The sequence below is a fragment of the Amycolatopsis sp. FU40 genome, from assembly GCF_021903635.1.
In the GTDB taxonomy this organism is placed as follows: domain Bacteria; phylum Actinomycetota; class Actinomycetes; order Mycobacteriales; family Pseudonocardiaceae; genus Amycolatopsis; species Amycolatopsis dendrobii.
Window position 1 is genome coordinate 4,195,620 of the sequence record NZ_CP091381.1, and the last position, 16,372, is coordinate 4,211,991.

Annotated in this window: 19 protein-coding genes; 4 read left to right on the top strand and 15 right to left on the bottom strand. The window is 70.5% G+C overall.

The genetic code is table 11. The annotated features are described in order from the left end of the window. Positions 1–44 precede the first annotated feature (44 nt). The 10 genes from L3Q65_RS20070 to L3Q65_RS20115 form a co-directional block, all read right to left on the bottom strand. Positions 45–896: a DivIVA domain-containing protein gene (locus tag L3Q65_RS20070; RefSeq protein WP_037812417.1), complete on the bottom strand. Its 852-nt coding sequence runs from the start codon at positions 894–896 to the stop codon at positions 45–47. Between the two features lie 54 nt (positions 897–950). Further along, positions 951–1,223 (bottom strand): YggT family protein, encoded by a 273-nt coding sequence (locus tag L3Q65_RS20075; RefSeq protein WP_037367937.1) that lies wholly within the window; start codon positions 1,221–1,223, stop codon positions 951–953. A 115-nt stretch (positions 1,224–1,338) separates the two neighbouring features. Further along, positions 1,339–1,911, bottom strand: a complete 573-nt coding sequence (locus L3Q65_RS20080; protein WP_182893355.1) for a cell division protein SepF — start codon at positions 1,909–1,911, stop codon at positions 1,339–1,341. A gap of 82 nt (positions 1,912–1,993) precedes the next feature. Next, entirely contained in the window at positions 1,994–2,737 is a 744-nt protein-coding gene (locus tag L3Q65_RS20085) for a YggS family pyridoxal phosphate-dependent enzyme (protein WP_182893356.1), read from the bottom strand. Next, positions 2,734–3,447 (bottom strand): peptidoglycan editing factor PgeF, encoded by a 714-nt coding sequence (gene pgeF / locus L3Q65_RS20090; protein ID WP_182893357.1) that lies wholly within the window; start codon positions 3,445–3,447, stop codon positions 2,734–2,736. Before pgeF ends, L3Q65_RS20085 begins: the two co-directional genes overlap by 4 nt. A gap of 243 nt (positions 3,448–3,690) precedes the next feature. After that, positions 3,691–5,007 (bottom strand): cell division protein FtsZ, encoded by a 1,317-nt coding sequence (ftsZ, locus tag L3Q65_RS20095; RefSeq protein ID WP_182893358.1) that lies wholly within the window; start codon positions 5,005–5,007, stop codon positions 3,691–3,693. A 228-nt stretch (positions 5,008–5,235) separates the two neighbouring features. Beyond that, positions 5,236–5,997 (bottom strand): anti-sigma factor domain-containing protein, encoded by a 762-nt coding sequence (locus L3Q65_RS20100; RefSeq protein ID WP_237600539.1) that lies wholly within the window; start codon positions 5,995–5,997, stop codon positions 5,236–5,238. Next, positions 5,994–6,602: an ECF RNA polymerase sigma factor SigK gene (sigK, locus tag L3Q65_RS20105; protein WP_182893360.1), complete on the bottom strand. Its 609-nt coding sequence runs from the start codon at positions 6,600–6,602 to the stop codon at positions 5,994–5,996. The genes L3Q65_RS20100 and sigK overlap by 4 nt, the downstream gene beginning before the upstream one ends. Further along, on the bottom strand, positions 6,595–7,329 hold the full coding sequence (locus L3Q65_RS20110; protein WP_182893485.1) for a DUF1365 domain-containing protein: 735 nt from the start codon (positions 7,327–7,329) through the stop codon (positions 6,595–6,597). The genes sigK and L3Q65_RS20110 overlap by 8 nt, the downstream gene beginning before the upstream one ends. Further along, entirely contained in the window at positions 7,323–8,594 is a 1,272-nt protein-coding gene (locus tag L3Q65_RS20115) for an NAD(P)/FAD-dependent oxidoreductase (protein WP_182893361.1), read from the bottom strand. The genes L3Q65_RS20110 and L3Q65_RS20115 overlap by 7 nt, the downstream gene beginning before the upstream one ends. Positions 8,595–8,666: 72 nt before the next feature. Between L3Q65_RS20115 and L3Q65_RS20120 the strand changes: the two genes are divergently transcribed. Together L3Q65_RS20120 and L3Q65_RS20125 are read left to right on the top strand one after the other, a co-directional pair. Then, positions 8,667–9,905, top strand: coding sequence for a cyclopropane-fatty-acyl-phospholipid synthase family protein (locus tag L3Q65_RS20120; protein ID WP_182893362.1), 1,239 nt, complete (start codon positions 8,667–8,669; stop codon positions 9,903–9,905). After that, positions 9,902–10,681: a DUF1295 domain-containing protein gene (locus L3Q65_RS20125; protein ID WP_182893363.1), complete on the top strand. Its 780-nt coding sequence runs from the start codon at positions 9,902–9,904 to the stop codon at positions 10,679–10,681. Before L3Q65_RS20120 ends, L3Q65_RS20125 begins: the two co-directional genes overlap by 4 nt. Here the strand turns inward: L3Q65_RS20125 and L3Q65_RS20130 are convergent. Both L3Q65_RS20130 and L3Q65_RS20135 read right to left on the bottom strand, forming a co-directional pair. Further along, positions 10,668–11,111, bottom strand: a complete 444-nt coding sequence (locus tag L3Q65_RS20130) for a DUF664 domain-containing protein (protein WP_182893364.1) — start codon at positions 11,109–11,111, stop codon at positions 10,668–10,670. The two genes, L3Q65_RS20125 and L3Q65_RS20130, sit on opposite strands and share 14 nt — an antisense overlap. Next, positions 11,108–11,617, bottom strand: a complete 510-nt coding sequence (locus L3Q65_RS20135; RefSeq protein WP_182893365.1) for a DinB family protein — start codon at positions 11,615–11,617, stop codon at positions 11,108–11,110. The genes L3Q65_RS20130 and L3Q65_RS20135 overlap by 4 nt, the downstream gene beginning before the upstream one ends. A 114-nt stretch (positions 11,618–11,731) precedes the next feature. Between L3Q65_RS20135 and L3Q65_RS20140 the strand changes: the two genes are divergently transcribed. Both L3Q65_RS20140 and L3Q65_RS20145 read left to right on the top strand, forming a co-directional pair. After that, complete coding sequence (locus tag L3Q65_RS20140) at positions 11,732–12,166, top strand: OsmC family peroxiredoxin (RefSeq protein ID WP_182893486.1); 435 nt, start codon at positions 11,732–11,734, stop codon at positions 12,164–12,166. Positions 12,167–12,283: 117 nt separating this feature from the next. Then, positions 12,284–12,997 (top strand): DinB family protein, encoded by a 714-nt coding sequence (locus L3Q65_RS20145; RefSeq protein ID WP_182893366.1) that lies wholly within the window; start codon positions 12,284–12,286, stop codon positions 12,995–12,997. A 217-nt stretch (positions 12,998–13,214) separates the two neighbouring features. On the opposite strand, the gene L3Q65_RS20150 is transcribed toward L3Q65_RS20145, so the two are convergent. From L3Q65_RS20150 to murC, 3 genes are all read right to left on the bottom strand, one after another. Beyond that, positions 13,215–14,048 (bottom strand): NAD(P)H-binding protein, encoded by an 834-nt coding sequence (locus tag L3Q65_RS20150; protein WP_182893367.1) that lies wholly within the window; start codon positions 14,046–14,048, stop codon positions 13,215–13,217. Between the two features lie 95 nt (positions 14,049–14,143). Beyond that, on the bottom strand, positions 14,144–15,007 hold the full coding sequence (locus L3Q65_RS20155; protein WP_182893368.1) for a cell division protein FtsQ/DivIB: 864 nt from the start codon (positions 15,005–15,007) through the stop codon (positions 14,144–14,146). Continuing rightward, positions 15,004–16,353 (bottom strand): UDP-N-acetylmuramate--L-alanine ligase, encoded by a 1,350-nt coding sequence (murC, locus tag L3Q65_RS20160; protein ID WP_370648215.1) that lies wholly within the window; start codon positions 16,351–16,353, stop codon positions 15,004–15,006. The genes L3Q65_RS20155 and murC overlap by 4 nt, the downstream gene beginning before the upstream one ends. Positions 16,354–16,372 lie beyond the last annotated feature (19 nt).

Below are 16,372 nucleotides of genomic sequence, written 5' to 3' on the forward strand. Positions count from 1 at the left end.
GCCGGGTCGGAAGGTCATCCGGCGGGGTGCGTACGGCGGTTCGGTCAGCCGGCCTCGGCGCGCGGGCCGAACGAGTAGCCCTGGCCGCTGCTTCCGGTCGAGGACTGGCTCGAACCCGAGGACGCCGACGCCGGGGCCGCGGAGCCCCGGTCGTCGAGCTCGCGCAGCTGGGACTCGAGGAAGCCGCGCAGCCGGGTGCGGTATTCGCGCTCGATCGTGCGGAGTTCCTCGATCTTCTTGCCCAGAGCGCCCTTCTCGGCGTTCAGGTTGTTCATCGTCTCGGTGTACTTGCGCTGCGACTCGCGTTCCATGGTGGTCGCCTTGTCGCGCGCCTGGCGCTCCAGCGTTTCGGCGCGCGTGCGCGCGTCGTTCAGCATCGTCTCGGCGCGCGTGCGCGCCTCGTTCACCATCGAGTCGGACTTCGCCCGGGCGTCGGACAGCAGCTGCTCGGACTTGGTCCGCGCCTCCGCCAGCATCCCGTCGGACTCGGTCTTCGCCTCGGCGGTGAGCCGGTCGGCCATTTCCTGCGCCAGGCCGAGCACCTTGGCCGCCTGGACGTTCGGCTCGCCGCTGTCGGGGACCATCGAGTGCGCCTGGGTCTGCTCCATCGCCGAAGCGGGCGGCGGCACCGGGGCGAGCCGCCGCGACGGCTCGGGGTCGCGGCCCGGCGGCGGGCCGGCGACCTTCGCGTTCTCGAGCTCCGAGCGGGTCGACTCGAGCTCGGAGTCGAGCTGCTCGACCTGCTGGCGCAGCTCGTTGTTGTCCTCGATCAACCGGGCAAGCTCGGTCTCCACCAGGTCGAGGAACGCGTCCACCTCGTCCTCGTTGTAGCCCCTCTTGCCGATGGGCGGCTTGCTGAACGCGACGTTATGCACGTCAGCGGGGGTCAACGACATCAGATCACCTCACGCACTCCATGGCCTGCAAGGACACACCCGGGTTTTCCCCGATCACCTGGGTGTCAGTTGCATCGCGAAGAACACAACCAACAGCAGCACCATAATCGACAAGTCCAGTCCTACGCCGCCGATCCGGACCATCGGAATGATCCTGCGGAACAACCGCACCGGCGGGTCGGTCACTGTGTAGATGGTCTCGAGCGTCACCGCAACCCCTCCGGCGGGACGCCATTCCCGTGCGAAAGTCCGCACGAGCTCGACCACGATCCGGGCCGTGAGCAGCAGCCAGAAGGCAAACAGCACGTACCAGATCGCAAGCCACACAGCATTCACGGCGACCACTCTAGCGGGGGACGGCCGGATTGGGCGCGACCAGCCGCCCCGAGGGCGACATAGTCGACAAAATCACGTCTGGCTGCGCCCAGCGGTCCGGCCGTGTTCACCCGCGCAGGAACAATCCGCCCTCGGCGATCCGCCTGCGGTCCTCGGCGGTCACGTCCACATCGGGCGGTGAGAGAAGGAACACCTTGTTGGTGACCTTGTCCATCGACCCCCGCACGGCGAACGCCAGCCCCGCCGCGAAGTCCACGATCCGCTTGGCGTCCGCGTTGTCCATCTCGGTGAGGTTGATGATCACCGGGATGCCCTCGCGGTAGTGCTCGCCGATCGCCCGCGCCTCGATGTAGCTCGTCGGGTGCAGTGTGGTGATCCGGCTGAGCGGGTCCCGGGCCGGCGCGGCGACCGGCTCGGCGACCGGCCGCAGCCGGGCGACCGGCTCCGGCTGGCGGTCCACGGCGAGCGCGCCGTGCGTCGCGGGCTCGGCCGCCATCGACCGCGACCGCACGCGCGCGGCCGGTTCGTCGTAAGCCTCTTCGACGTCGCGGTAGCGCGCCCGGGACCGCGCCGGCGGCTGGTCGTAGCCGTCGTCGTATTCGTCGTAACCGTCGTCGTAGCCGTCTTCGTCCGCGGGCACCATCCCGAAGTAGGCCTTCAGCTTCTGCAGCGCGCTCATAGCCTCTCCCTAGCCCTTTGCCGCTCCCGCACCGTTGTGCCCCGCCCGGCCGGACACGAAACGTGACCACCGGGCGGACTCCCTACGGCGAGGCTAAACCGCGCCCGCCGAGCAACGCGGTTCCGACACGCACACACGTCGAGCCGTGCCGGATCGCCTGGTCCAGATCATGGCTCATTCCGGCGGAGACGTCAGCCGCTTCCGGATACCGGGCCCGGACTCTTTCCGCCGCGTGGGACAGGCGGGCAAAAGCGGTGCCCGGGTCCTCCCCTAACGGGGCCACGGCCATCACGCCTCGCAACCGCAGCTCCCCCGTGTGGGCGATGCGGTCGGCGAGGGCGTCGAGCTCCTCGAGCGGGGTCCCGCCGCGCGCGACGTCGCCGTCGAGGCTCACCTGGACCAGTACGTCGAGCGGTCCGGTCCGCTCCCCCGACTCCTGCGCGGCGGCGACCGCGCGGGCGAGGGCGTCGGCGAGCCGCGCCGAGTCGACCGACTGGACCTCGGCCGCCCAGCGCACGACCGACCGCGCCTTGTTCCGCTGCAGCCGCCCGACCATGTGCCAGCGCGGGGCCGCTTCCGGGCGCAGCTGCGCGACCTCGGCCGCCTTCGGACCTGCTTCCTGGTCGCGGTTCTCGGCGAGGTTCAGCAGCCCGAGGTCGGTCAGCAACGCGGCGTCGGCCGCCGGGAAGGTCTTGGTGACGCCCAGCAACCGCACCTCGTCGCGGGAGCGGCCGGCCGCCGCGCAGGCGTTCGCGATGCGCTCCTCGACCGCGGCCAGCGCCGCCGCCAGCTCCGCCCGCCGCTGGTCTGCCGGGTCCCCGGTCACGCCTTCTCCTCTTCCAGCCAGGTGATGCCTGCGATGCGGCCGGTGGTGCCGTCGCGGCGGAAGCTGAACAACGTCTTGTCCTCCGCCGTGCACCGCGGATCCGCGCCGACGCGTCCGACGCCCAGGTCGGCCAGCTGCCGCCAGAGCCCGGCGCGCAGGTCCAGACCGGTCGTGCCCTTGCGCGTTTCGCAGGCGCTGCCGGGCAGATGCTTCTCGACGTCCGCGGCCATCGCGGCCGGGACCTCGTAGCAGTCGCCGCAGATCGCCGGGCCCAGCAACGCCTCGACCCGGCCCGGTTCGGCGCCGAGTTCGCGCATCGCCTCCAGCGCGGCGGGCACCACGCCGACGCGCGCGCCGACCCGGCCCGCGTGCACCGCGGCGACGACGCCCGCTTCCGGATCCGCCATGAGCACCGGAACGCAGTCCGCGACCAGCACCACGAGCGCGACGCCCGGACGATCGGTCACCAGCGCGTCGGTCGCTTCGGCGGCAGAGGTCTCGGTGCCGTCCACGACGGTCGCGGTGCGGCCGTGCACCTGCTCCATCCAGGCCAGCTTGTCCTCGGCGAGACCGAGCTCGGACGCCAGCCGCTTGCGGTTGGCGTAGACGTCGCCCGCGTCGTCGCCGACGTGGTCGCCGAGGTTGAAACTCTCGTACGGCGGCCGGGAAGCCCCGCCCGCCCTGGTCGTGACCACTCGTCGTACTCGCACCCCGCCATCCTGCCAAAAACCGCGGCGGCCGCCGGGGCGAGCCTCGTGCGCGGCGATGCCGGTGCTAACCGGGATCGCCACTCCGCCGCAGCAGCCGGCTTGGCCCGGGCGAGTCGGGTCCGGGCCCTCGTGAGTGGTTTGTGCCGGTGCTAACCGGGATCGCCGCTCACGAGGGTCCGGACACGGCAACGGCCGCCCCGAACGTGTCGGGACGGCCGTTGCCGGAAACGGAAAGCGGACGGATCAGCGCCGCATGAAGGGCGGCACGTCCACGTCGTCGTCGGTCGGGTCGTCGTGGACCGTCGTCGGGCGGCTCGGCAGGCCGCCCGTCGCGGAGCCCGAGCCGATCGGCGAATAGCCGCGCGAGCCGCCGCCCGGTTGGGGCAGGCCGCCCGGCGGGGTGCCGGCGCCCGGCTGCGGCAGGCCGGAGGGCGGGGTCCTCGGCGGAGCCACCGGGTAGCCGGAGCTGCCCGCCGGCGGCACCGGCGTGGCCCCGGTCTGCGGCGGGGTCTGCGCGGCCGAGCCGCCGCCGACCTGGCCCGCCGCGGCGGACGCGGTGCCGTTGCCCTGTTTGCCGCCGAACGCGGGCGGGTCGAGTTTCTTGTGGGTGGGCGCGCCCGCGTCGAACCCGGCCGCGATCACCGTGACGCGGACCTCGTCGCCGAGGGAGTCGTCGATGATCGTGCCGAAGATGATGTTCGCGTCCGGGTGCGCCGATTCCTGCACGAGCGACGCGGCCTCGTTGATCTCGAACAGCCCGAGGTCCGATCCGCCCGCGATGGACAGCAGCGCGCCGTGCGCCCCGTCCATCGACGCTTCCAGCAGCGGCGAGTTGATCGCCTTCTCGGCGGCCTGTATCGCCCGTCCCTCGCCGCGTGCGGAGCCGATGCCCATCAGCGCGGAGCCCGCGCCGGACATGACGCTCTTGACGTCGGCGAAGTCCAGGTTGATGAGGCCGGGCGTGGTGATCAGGTCGGTGATGCCCTGGACACCGGAGAGCAGCACCTCGTCGGCGGAGCGGAACGCGTCCATCAGGGACACGCCGATGTCGCCGAGCTGCAGCAGCCGGTCGTTCGGGATCACGATCAGCGTGTCGCACTCGTTGCGCAGCTGCTGGATGCCCTCTTCGGCCTGCTTGCCGCGGCGTTTGCCCTCGAAGGTGAACGGGCGGGTCACCACGCCGATCGTGAGCGCGCCGAGCTTGCGGGCGATCTGCGCGACGACCGGCGCGCCGCCGGTGCCGGTGCCGCCGCCCTCGCCCGCGGTCACGAACACCATGTCGGCGCCCTTGATGACCTCTTCGATCTCCTCGCGGTGGTCCTCGGCCGCCTTCTGCCCCACCTCGGGGGCGGCTCCGGCGCCGAGTCCGCGGGTCAGTTCCCGGCCGATGTCGAGCTTGACGTCGGCGTCGGACATGAGCAGTGCCTGCGCGTCGGTGTTCACCGCGATGAACTCGACACCCTTGAGGCCGACCTCGATCATCCGGTTCACGGCGTTCACGCCGCCGCCGCCGATGCCGACGACCTTGATCACCGCAAGGTAGTTGTGCGGGGGCGTCATCGGGTCCGCCTTCCTGATCGTGATGTGCACATGCCGCCCGCCGGGGCCGGAAACCCTCAACCTCAACCCGAGAGTGAGAGTTATGTCAACCACCGGCGTCAAGGCAGGACGGTAGGCGCCGCGCAAGCTCTAATCCAGTAGCCACGCCGTGAGCGGCAAAGGTGTTTTGCCACAACGCGAAGCCGCGCGCAAGGCCGGAACCCGCCGCGAGGCCTGGCGCGCGGTCTGCTATGCGGGCACCGAAGCGACCAGCACCACGTCCTTCGACGGCTTCCCCGACGGCGACCCGCCGGCCTGCTCCACGCTCACCGCGAACTGCTGCGCACCGGCCAGCCCGTCCGCCACGACCAGCGAACCCGACGGTCCCCCGGGCAGCAGGCCGGCCGGCCGCGGCGCGAGGTCCGGGCCCATCAGCCAGGCCTCGTAGACCTGCCCGGACCGGACCGGCGGCAGCCCGGACTGCATGAACATCACGCGGTCGAGCTTCCGCGAAACCACCACCGTGCCCCCGCCCCCGCGCGGCGACGCGACGTGCGAGGTCTGGCTGTCCGGCGCGGTGAGCAATTCGGCCACCGGCAGGTAGCGTTCGCGCGCGGCGTCCAATTCGGACTGTGCGCTGTTCAGCTGGCTGCTGGTATGCAGCGCGATCCCGCCGAACACGCCGGCCAGAGCGAGCCCGACGACAGCGGCCGCGGCGGCGATGAGCATCGGCCAGCGGCGCGGTCCGCGCAGGCGCGGTTCCCCGGAACCGGTCAGCGGCGGCAGCTGGCGCGTCGTGCGCATTTCCGCCAGCACCCGGTCCTTGAGCCCGGACGGCGGCTGTTCGTCCATCGCCGCGCCGAGCCGGGCCGCGGTCTCGCTCAGTTCCCGCACTTCCTGCGCGCAGGCTTCGCATTGTTCGAGGTGACGGCGGAACTGGGCCCGCTCGACCTCCGACAGCGCGTCGAGCGCGTACGCGCCGGCCAACGTGTGCATCTCCGGACTGGTCACGCCGTCACCCCCAGGCAGTCGCGCAGCCGGATCAACCCGTCGCGCAGTCTGGTCTTGACCGTCCCCTGCGGCGTGTCCAGCACGTCGGCGACCTCGCGATAGGTGTAGCCCTGGTAGTACGCCAGCAGGACGGATTCCCGCTGCAATTCGGTGAGCGTTTTCAGGCAGCGCCGCACCTGCGAGCGTTCCAGCCGGGTCGCGACGGATTCGGCGACCTCGTCGAACGGCCGCCCGCGCGCGGCTTCGAAAGTCGCTTTCCGCTCGCGTTCGGTGCTCGCCCTCGCCGACCGGACCCGGTCGACCGCTCGGCGGTGCGCGAGCGTCATCGCCCAGTTCAGGACGCTGCCCTTCGCCGGCGAATAGCGCGTCGCGGTCTTCCACAACTCCACGAGCACCTCCTGCGCGACCTCCTCGGACTGCGCGGGGTCCCGCACGATGCGGCGGACGAGCCCGTAGACGGGACCGGCGAGCTGATCGTAGAGCCGTTCGAAGGCGCGTTCGTCCCCCTTCGCGACCAGCGCCATGAGTTCTTCGGCGCTGGTCGGCGGCACCGCGGAGAGCCGGTCCGCCGGGCGTGCGCTCTCTTCCCGTGCGCTCTCATCCATGGAGGGCTCCTGCCGTGTTCTGTCCGGTCCGGGCGACGAGCGGGGCTTTGCGCCGCCAGAGCGCGAGCCCGTGGCGGCGGATCAGCGCGGCGACGCGCTGCGGTTGCAGCGGCCTGCCCAGCAGGAAGCGCGCGAGCGTGCGGATCCCGACCGGACGGCGGACTCCTCGCAGCGTAGCGGTCAGGGCGGCGTCTCCGTCGTGCCGCAGGACGACGGTCAACGCCAGCAGCGCGTCCGGCCGCGGCAGGTGCATCCGGTACTCCCCCGCCATCTCCTGGAACGGCGACACGTAGAACTCCTTCTCCGCGTGGAGCTCCCCGAGGTCCCCGCCGGGCCCGAGCAGGTAGGCGTGGCGGCCGCCGTAGGTGTTGTGCACCTCGGCGACCACGCAGGCGAGCGCGCCGTCCGGCGTGTGGCACCAGTAGACCGTGATCGGATTGAAGACGTACCCGAGAACGCGCGCCGACGCGAGCATCGTCACCGGCCCGCCGCGCAAGTCCACCCCGCGGTGCGCGAGCCAGGCGTCCAGTTTGGACCGGATGTCGCCGGGTTCGTCGGGGCTGAAGTGGTCGCGGCCGTCGAAGCGGGCGAACGGCCGGAGCCACCACGGCAGCCGCGGCAGGTCGCCGAGATCGGTCCGCCACAGGTACATCCGGTGCGCGAAGGAGTACGGCGGGTCGGCCCGGCGGACGTGCGCGACGGTGGCGTCGTAGAGAGCGGTCACCAGGTCACCCCGAAACTGGCCGCGGCGCGGACGCCGGAGGAACAGCCGTCCTCGTGGAATCCCCAGCCTTGATAAGCACCGGCGTACGCGACGACACCGTCGTTCAATTCCGGCAGGCTTCTCTGCGCGGCAACCGATTCCGGCGTGTAGATCGGGTGTTCGTAAGACATTTTCGCGACCACCGCATCCGGATCGAGGCCCGTGCTCGGATTGAGCGTGACGGCGTACGTCGTCGCTTCGTCGAGGCCCATCAAGCGATTCAGGTCGTAAGTGACTTGGACAGCGTGCAGGTCCGCCCCGCAGCCAGGCGTCCGGTAATTCCAGGAGGACCGGGCTCCGGACGCGGTCGGCAGCACGGCGGGATCGGTGTGCAGCCAAGCTTCGTTGCGCGAGTAGCGGAAAGCACCGAGCAGCTTCTGTTCCGCCCCAGTGGGATCCGTCAGCAGCCGCAACGCTTGGTCCGCGTGCGTCGCGACCACGACTCGGTCGACCCGGTGCGCCGTATCGGCATCATCGCGCACCTCGACGCCGCGCGCGGTCCGCCGCACCGCGCGAACCGGGGTGGACAAATGCACCGCGGTCAGCTGCTTGGCCGCCCGCTCGACGTACTCTCGCGAACCGCCGACGACCGTCCGCCACGTCGGCGAATTCCGCACGGTGAGCATTCCGTGGTTGCGCAGGAATTCGAACAGGTACCGCGCCGGATACCGCATGGTGTCGGTGCGATCGGCGGACCACACCGTGGACACCAGCGGCAGCACGAAATGATCCACGAAATACCGCGAATACCCGCCGATCGCGAGGAACGCGCCGAGCGGGACGTCACCCGCTTCGGGGCGGGCCAGCAGCCGTGCGGCGTGCCGGTGGAACCGCTTCACCTCGGCCAGCATGAGCAGGTAGCGCGCGGAGGCGGCGTTGCTCCGTTGCGCGAACAGCCCGCGCACGCCTTTCGCCCCGGCGTACTGCAGGCCGCAGCCGTCGCAGCGGATGCTCATCGACATCTCGGTGTCGCGAGTGCGGACGCCGAGTTCGCCGAACAGCCGCAGCAGCGTCGGGTAGGTGCGCTCGTTGTGGACGAGGAACCCGGAATCGACGGCGACCGTCCCGCCGTGCGCGCTCGGCACGTCGTGGGTGTGGGCGTGGCCGCCGAGCCGGTCGTCGGCCTCGAACAGCAGAACCTCGTAGCGGCGCTGCAGCAGGTACGCGGCGGTGAGGCCGGCGACCCCGCTGCCGATGACAGCGATGCGTTGTCCCGTGGTGTGGTGCACGGAGAGGATTCGGAGCCGGCCCCGGCACGGATGGGTACCAATCCGCGCGGCTGCCGGCTCCGAATCCCCCGCATGCCGAAATCCGCAGCCCACCGACTCGCCGACTTCGCCGAACGCGTCCTCGGCGGCCCGCTGCCGGTCGCCGTCCGCACCTGGGACGGGCACCAGGCCGGGCCAGCCGGGCCGACCGTCGTCCTGAAAAACCGCCGCGCGCTGCGCTGGCTGCTGTACTCGCCTGGCGAACTCGGCCTGGCCCGGGCCTACGTCTCCGGCGACCTGGACGTCGAAGGCGATCTCACCGAGGGTTTCCGCCGCGCCTGGGCTTACCGGCCGCAGCTGTCCGCACGAGACTTCGGCGAGGCCGTCCGCCTGGCCGCCCGGCTCGGGGTGTTCGGCCTGCCGCCGAAACCGCCCGCCGAGGAAGCCCGGCTGCGCGGGAAGCTGCACACCCTCGGCCGGGACCGCTCCGCGATCTCGCACCACTACGACCTGTCGAACGCCTTCTATCAGCTGCTCATGGACGATTCGATGGCGTACTCCTCGGGCTACTGGTCCGAGAACGCCGATCTCGCGCGCGCCCAGCACGACAAACTCGAGCTGATCTGCCGCAAACTCGGCCTGCGGCCAGGCATGCGCCTCCTCGACGTCGGCTGCGGCTGGGGTTCCCTGCTCGTGCACGCGGCGAAGCACCACGGGGTCGAGGCCGTCGGCGTCACCATCTCCGCCGAGCAGGTGCAGCACGTCAAGACCCGGCTGACACAGCACGATCTGGACGACCGCGTCGAGGTCCGCCGGCAGGACTACCGGGAACTCGCCGGAGAGTCCTTCGACGCCGTAGCCTCCATCGAAATGGGCGAACACGTCGGCGAGGAGAACTACCCGGCCTACGCCGGCACGCTCTGCCGGATGCTCAAGCCCACCGGACGCCTGCTGCTGCAGCAGATGTCGCGCGGAGCGGTCGCACCCGGCGGCGGCGCGTTCATCGAGCGCTACATCGCCCCCGACATGACCATGCGCCCGCTCAGCCGCACCCTCGGCCACCTCGAAACCGCGGGCTTCGAAATCCGCGACGTGCACGCGTTGCGCGAGCACTACGTCCCGACGGTCCGAGCCTGGGCCGACACCCTGGAGCGGCACTGGGACGAGGCCGTCGCGCTGATCGGCGAGGCAGGCGCCCGCGTCTGGCGGCTTTATCTGGCCGGCGGCGCACTCGCCTTCGAGGAGAACCGCATGGGCGTCGACCAGATCCTCGCGGTGCGCCCGGACGCGACCGGCCGCACCGCGATGCCGTGGACGAGGGAGTGGGCATGATCGCGCTGCTCGGCCTCACCGCCGGAGTCACCCTGGTCGCGGTGACCCTGACCTTCGGCATCGCTCGTCTGCGGCGCCGCTACGACACCATCGACACCTTCTGGGGCTTAGGTTTCGCCCTCGTCGCCGTGGTCTCGTTCCCCTTCGGCTCGGGCCCGCTCGCCCTGCGCCTGACGACTGCCGCGCTCACCGTCGTCTGGGGCGTGCGCCTGGCCGTCCACCTGCACCTGCGCAACCGCGGCAAGCCGGAAGACCCGCGCTACCAGCAGATCGCCGAACGCGCCGGCCCGAACCCCGGCGCCCGGATCTTCGTGCGGACCTACCTGATGCAGGCCGTGGTCCTGTGGTTCGTCTCGCTGCCGGTGCAATTCGCCATGTCCGGCACGGGTTTCGGCGTCACCGCCTGGCTCGGCGTGGCGGGGTGGCTGGTCGGCTTCGTCTTCGAAACCGTCGGCGACGAGCAGCTCCGCCGCTTCCGCGCGAACCCGGCCAACCGGGGCCGAGTCCTCGACACCGGCCTCTGGCGCTACACCCGCCACCCGAACTACTTCGGCGACGCCTGCGTCTGGTGGGGCCTCTACCTGCTGGCGTGCTCGACGTGGCCCGGCGCGGCGACGATCCTGTCCCCGGTCGCGATGACCTTCACCCTCGCCCGCGGCACCGGCAAGCCCATGCTGGAGAAAGGCATGCGGCAAACTCGCCCGGGCTACGCCGACTACATCGCCCGCACCAGCGGTTTCCTCCCGCTGCCCCCGAAAAAGCTCACTCCCCGATGAGCTCCCGCACCAACTCGAGATGCCGCGAGGTCTCCTTCACCAGGTACTCAACGACCGCCCCCACCGTCACCAGCCGATCGTCCGCGAACCCCACCGGATCGTCCAACGACCGCTCCGCCAGGGCCTCGCGACACATCTCGACGTTGTCCCGGTAAGCGTTGCGCACCTCCTCGATCGGCAGGTCGAGGCCCACCTCGAACGCGGCGTCCCGGCCCGCTTCCAGCCGCTCGGCCCACCGCTGCGGCTGCCCGGTGACGACGACGTCGTGCAGCGTGTTCTCCACCAGCGCGAGATGCCACACAATCCCGGCAGCGGTCATCAGCTCGCCGGGCCAATGGGCCTGCTCGTCGGTGAGTTCGGAGCATTTCCACGCCACGGTCGCGCGCAGCAGTTCGAGGTCGTCGACCAGCTGCGCGCGATCGAGGCTCACTCCCCGGTGAGACCGTCGGTCAGCTCGCGCAGCAGGTCAAGATGCCCGAGATGGCGCGCGGTCTCCTCGATCATGTGCGTGACGACCCACCGCACCGTGAGCGGTTTGTCCCCCTTGAACAGCACTGTGTCGTCGAACCCCCTCGCCGCGACGACCGCACGGCACTTCTCGGTCTCGGCCTCGTAGTCGGCGATCAACTGCGTCATCGGCAACTCCAGCGCGAGCCGGAACTCGGCGTCCCGATCGATCTCGAGCCGATCCGCCCACTCGTCCGGCTGCCCGTCGAGCACGACGCGGAACCAGTAGTTCTCCACGAGCGTGAGATGGCACAGCAGCCCGGCGATCGTGGTCAACTCGCTGGGCACGTGCGTCTGGCGGGCCTGCTCGTCGGTGAGCCCGGAGCATTTCCACACGACGCTGGCGCGCAGGAAGTCGAGGAAGCCGGCGAGCTGGGTGCGCTCGTCCCCCGCCATCGGCGGATCGGGACGTTCAGGAGCATCGGTCACGCCTAGTAGTCTGCCGCACCCGGCCACTCTTTTCAGGGATTTAGCTTGCACGCAATGTAATTGCACACTACCTTCATGGGGTACCTATCCCTCGACCGCCACAAGGAGACAGCGATGCCCAGCCGCGACGCGACCACCCACTGGACCGGCGGACTGCAGAAAGGCAAGGGCGAGGTCACCCTCGACTCGTCGAACCTGGGCACCTACGAGGTGTCCTTCCCGACCCGGGCGGGCGATCCGGACGGGCGGACCAGCCCCGAGGAGCTCATCGCCGCCGCCCACTCGAGCTGCCTGGCGATGAACCTGTCCGGCGTGCTGGAGTCCCAGAAACTGGAAGCCGAGTACATCGACGTCTCCGCCGAGGTGACCCTCGGCCCGGCCGACGGCGGCGGCTTCGAAATCAGCGGCATCGCCATCACCCTGCGCGCGAAACTGGACGGCGTCACCGCGGACCAGTTCGCCGAGCTGGCCAAGACCGCCGAACGAACCTGCCCGGTCTCCAAGGCCCTCTCCGGCACCACCATCACCCTGGACGCCGCACTCGCCTGACCCCCGCGTTCCGTGCGGGGAACCCTCGGGGACTCTGACTCCTCGGGGTTCCCCTCACGACCCGCGATCGACCGGGACGGCGCGGTTTTGTCGGTGCTCGGGCCTACTGTGCGGATCATGCAAAGACATGTCGACGAGGACCTGCACGACGCGGAATTCCGCGAGTGCGATCTGACCGGAGCGCGCCTGATCGGCGTGGTCATGCAGGACGCAGTGATCGACGGGCTCGTCTCCAACCTCGTGGTGAACGGCGTCGAAGTCAGCCAGTACGTAGAGGCCGAACTGGACCGCCGCCACCCCGTGCGCGTCCTGATCCGTTCCGATGACCTCGCCGACCTGCGCGAGGCGGCCCGCCGGCTCCACGCGGACTGGACCGCGACGATCGAGCGAATCCGCCGCACTCCCGGCATCGAACACCGCTCCGCGAACGACGAATGGTCGGCCGCGCAAACACTGCGCCACCTGGTCTTCGTCCACGACTCCTGGTTCCGCCGCTGCTGCCTGGGCTCGACAGCGCACTTCACCCCCATGGGCATCGGCCCCACCGTCGAGCCCTACCGCGAAGCACACGGACTGGACCTCTCGCTGAACCCGTCCCTGGACGAAATCGTGAACGTGCGCAACGCCCAAGCCGCCGAACTAGCGGCCTGGCTCAACACGGTCGCCCCGGACCAACTAGCCGCACAAGCCCCAGTCCCCGACGACGACGTTTGGCCGCCCTACGCACGAGGCCGCACAGTACGCCAATGCCTGGGCACAGTCCTCAACGAAACCTTCGAACACCACGGTTTCTGCACGCGAGACCTTACCCTCATCGAAAACGCGGACTAAACACACACAAACCGCAGCCGGTGCACCCAACCCACCAAGGCAGCCACACCTCGCCGCCCCCGATACGAAGCCAAAAACACGGCGCGGGGGTGCTTGTCAAGGCATCTTTCCCGCCTTGACAAGCACCCCCGCGCCGTAGTCACACTGAAAAATCGGAGGGCCCGTCTCACCACCCGACCGCAATGTCGCCGCCAGGCGACGAGCCGACCTACTTCACTCAGGAAAAGGCCGCAACATTAACCTTGGCCCACTCCGCGAACGAAACCCCCGGCCGCCCGAGCAATTCCTCCACCACCCCGGTAGGCACCTGCGGCTCCCGATCAGTAACCTCGAAATTCTCCAGCAACCAAGAAGCAACCCCCTCCGGATACCCAGCCCCGACCCACTCGGCAACCTGCTCCTCCGGAGTCAGCTCCACAAACGGCAACGCTTTCCCCAACGCATCCCCAATAGCCGCCGCCATCTTCTCCAGAGAAATTCCCTCCGGCCCGCTCAGCTCGTAAACCCGCCCCACATGTCCCTCAGTGCTGAGCACATGAGCGGCCACCGCGGCAATGTCCCCCAAATCAATAGGCGTCTGAGCAGCCCCAGGATAAACCGACCGAACCTCCCCCTTCTCCCGGATACAAGACGCCCACCCCAAGGAATTCATCATAAACGCCCCAGGCCGCAAAAACGTCCACTCGAATCCCGCACCGCGGACAGCGGCCTCGACCGCAGCGAACCCATGCCCGCTGGACATCGGATGCGCATCCCCCACGCTGGACCCGGACAACGCGACCACCCGCCGAATCCCAGCCCCCGCGGCCAGCTCGCAAAACCGCGAAACAGTCCGCGCATAAGGCGCCAAATAAACCGCCTCGACGCCCTCCAGCGCCGCAGGCAACGCAGAAGGCTTGGCCAGCGACCCGACCACCACCTCAACCCCGTCCGGCAGCGCCGCCCGCTCGGGATCCACTGTCAACGCCCGCACCGGCACCCCGCGCGCCACCAGCTCGTCAACCACCAGCCGTCCGACGTTGCCGGTCGCACCCGTCACCAGAACCGTCATGCCCCCACCTTCTCGTATGACGTACGAACACAACGAGCGTACGCCATACGAGAACTCCGCGCCACGAAACCCGGGACACCCGGCCGGCACCGGGCCTAAGACGTGATAGTCGGCAGCTCCGGCGCGGAAACGTCGTAGATCTTCCCCTGCTGCGTCAGCAACGCAGCCAGCACCTTCGCCTTGCGATCGGTGTTCTCCGCGTTCCCCCACCGCACGGTCTTGCCGGTGGACAGCGTGAACTCCACGCTCGCCGGGGTCTGCGCAGTGACCGTCTTCGTCTGCTTCAGCAGTTGCTCCGGCAGCACCCCGAGCACAGCAGTGACCGCGCGGGTGACCGGATCGTCCACCGACACCTTCGGCAGCTTCAGCTCGGGCAACCCGACCGGCCGCGTCTTCACCGTCTTGAACACGACCCCGCCGCCGTCCACGAGATGCACCCCGTCGCCGCCGGGACCGCTGTCGAAGAACGCGATCGCGGTCCGTTCGGTCACCGCGATCTCCAGCGTCGTCGGCCACGACCGGGACACGTCGACGGTCGCGATGCCCGGCATCTGGGCCACCCGGTCGCGGATCCCGTCGACGTCCGCGCGCAGCATCGGCTGCCCCGGCGGCACCGCGGCGGTCGCGCGGATCTGGTCCGCCGACACGGTTTTGGCGCCCTGCACCTCGATCGTCTTCACCGCGAGCAGCGAGCTGAAGAACAGCAGGTACCCGAGCGCAACCAGGGTGACCACGGTCAGCAGCGCCACCCAGCGACGGCGGATCTCCTTGCCGCGCGTGGGCCGGGACTTCCGCGCGGCAGCCCGCGTCGAGCGGCCCGACCGCGCGGAGGTGCGGGCGCGGGTGCGCTGGCGTTCCTCCTCGGTCCGCCGCCCGCGTCGTTCCCGGGCCAGGGCAGCACGCTGCTCCTCGCCCGCACGAGGCGCGGGCGAGCGACGGCGCTGCCGGGTCCCGGTCATGCCCCCGCGGCCCTCCGGTCCAGTTCGGCCAGGATCTCCGGGCCGAGCTGCGTCACGTCGCCCGCGCCCATGGTGATCGCGAGGTCGCCCGGCCGGACGAGATCCGCGACCAGGCCGGCGGCCACGTCGAAGGCGGGCTGGTAGTGCACGGCAGCGGTCACCCGGTCGGCGATCAGCGCGCCGGTCACGCCCGGCACCGGCTCCTCGCGCGCGCCGAACACGTCGAGCACCACGACCTCGTCGGCCAGCGACAACGCTTCGGCGAACTCAGCGGCGAAAGTCTGCGTGCGCGAGTACAGGTGCGGCTGGAACACCACGACGACCCGTCCGCTGCCCGCCGCCGTGCGCACCGCGCGCAGCTGCGCGGCCACCTCGGTCGGATGGTGCGCGTAGTCGTCGTACACCCGGACGTCGCCCGCACGGCCCTTGAACTCGAACCGGCGGCGCACCCCGCCGAACGCGGCGAGTCCGGCGGCCATGCCGTCCAGCGGCGCGCCGAGTTCGAGCCCGGCGAGCAGCGCGGCGACCGCGTTGAGCGCCATGTGCTCGCCCGGCACCGCGACCCGCAGGTCGTGTTCTTCGCCGTCCAGCGCGATCCGCACGACGCCGCCGTCCGGCGCGGGCGTGTAGCCGACCACGCGCACGTCGCCTTCGCCGGAAGCCGCACGGCCGTAGCGACGCACTCGCACGCCGGCCGCGACGGCCTCGTCGCCCAGCCGGGCCGCGCCCTCGTCGTCCGCGCACACGATCAGCAGCCCGCCCGGCTCGATCTGGCCGACGAAGTCGCTGAACACCTTCACGTACGCCTCGGCGGTGCCGTGGTGGTCGAGGTGATCAGGCTCGACGTTCGTCACCACCGCGACCGACGGCGTGTAGGTGAGGAAGGAGCCGTCGCTCTCGTCGGCTTCCGCGACGAACACGCCGCCCTCGCCGTGGTGCGCGTTGGCCCCGGACTCGTTGAGGTCGCCGCCGATCGCGAACGACGGGTCCATCCGGCAGTTCTGCAGCGCCACGGTGAGCATCGACGTGGTCGACGTCTTGCCGTGCGTTCCCGCGATGCACGCGACGCGGTGCCCGGCCATCAGCCCGGCCAGCGCCTGCGCGCGGTGCAGCACCGGGATGCCGCGTTCGCGGGCCGCCGCGAGCTCCGGATTCGTCTCCTTGATCGCGGTCGACACCACGACGGCCGACGGCGGTTCGGCCAGTTCGGCGAGGTTGTCCGCGGTCTGGCCGACGAACAGCGTCGCGCCCTGCGCGCGCAGCGAAAGCAGCGCACGCGATTCCTTGGCGTCCGACCCGGACACGGCCGCGCCGCGGGCGAGCAGGATACGCGCGATGCCGGACATCCCGGCCCCGCCGATCCCG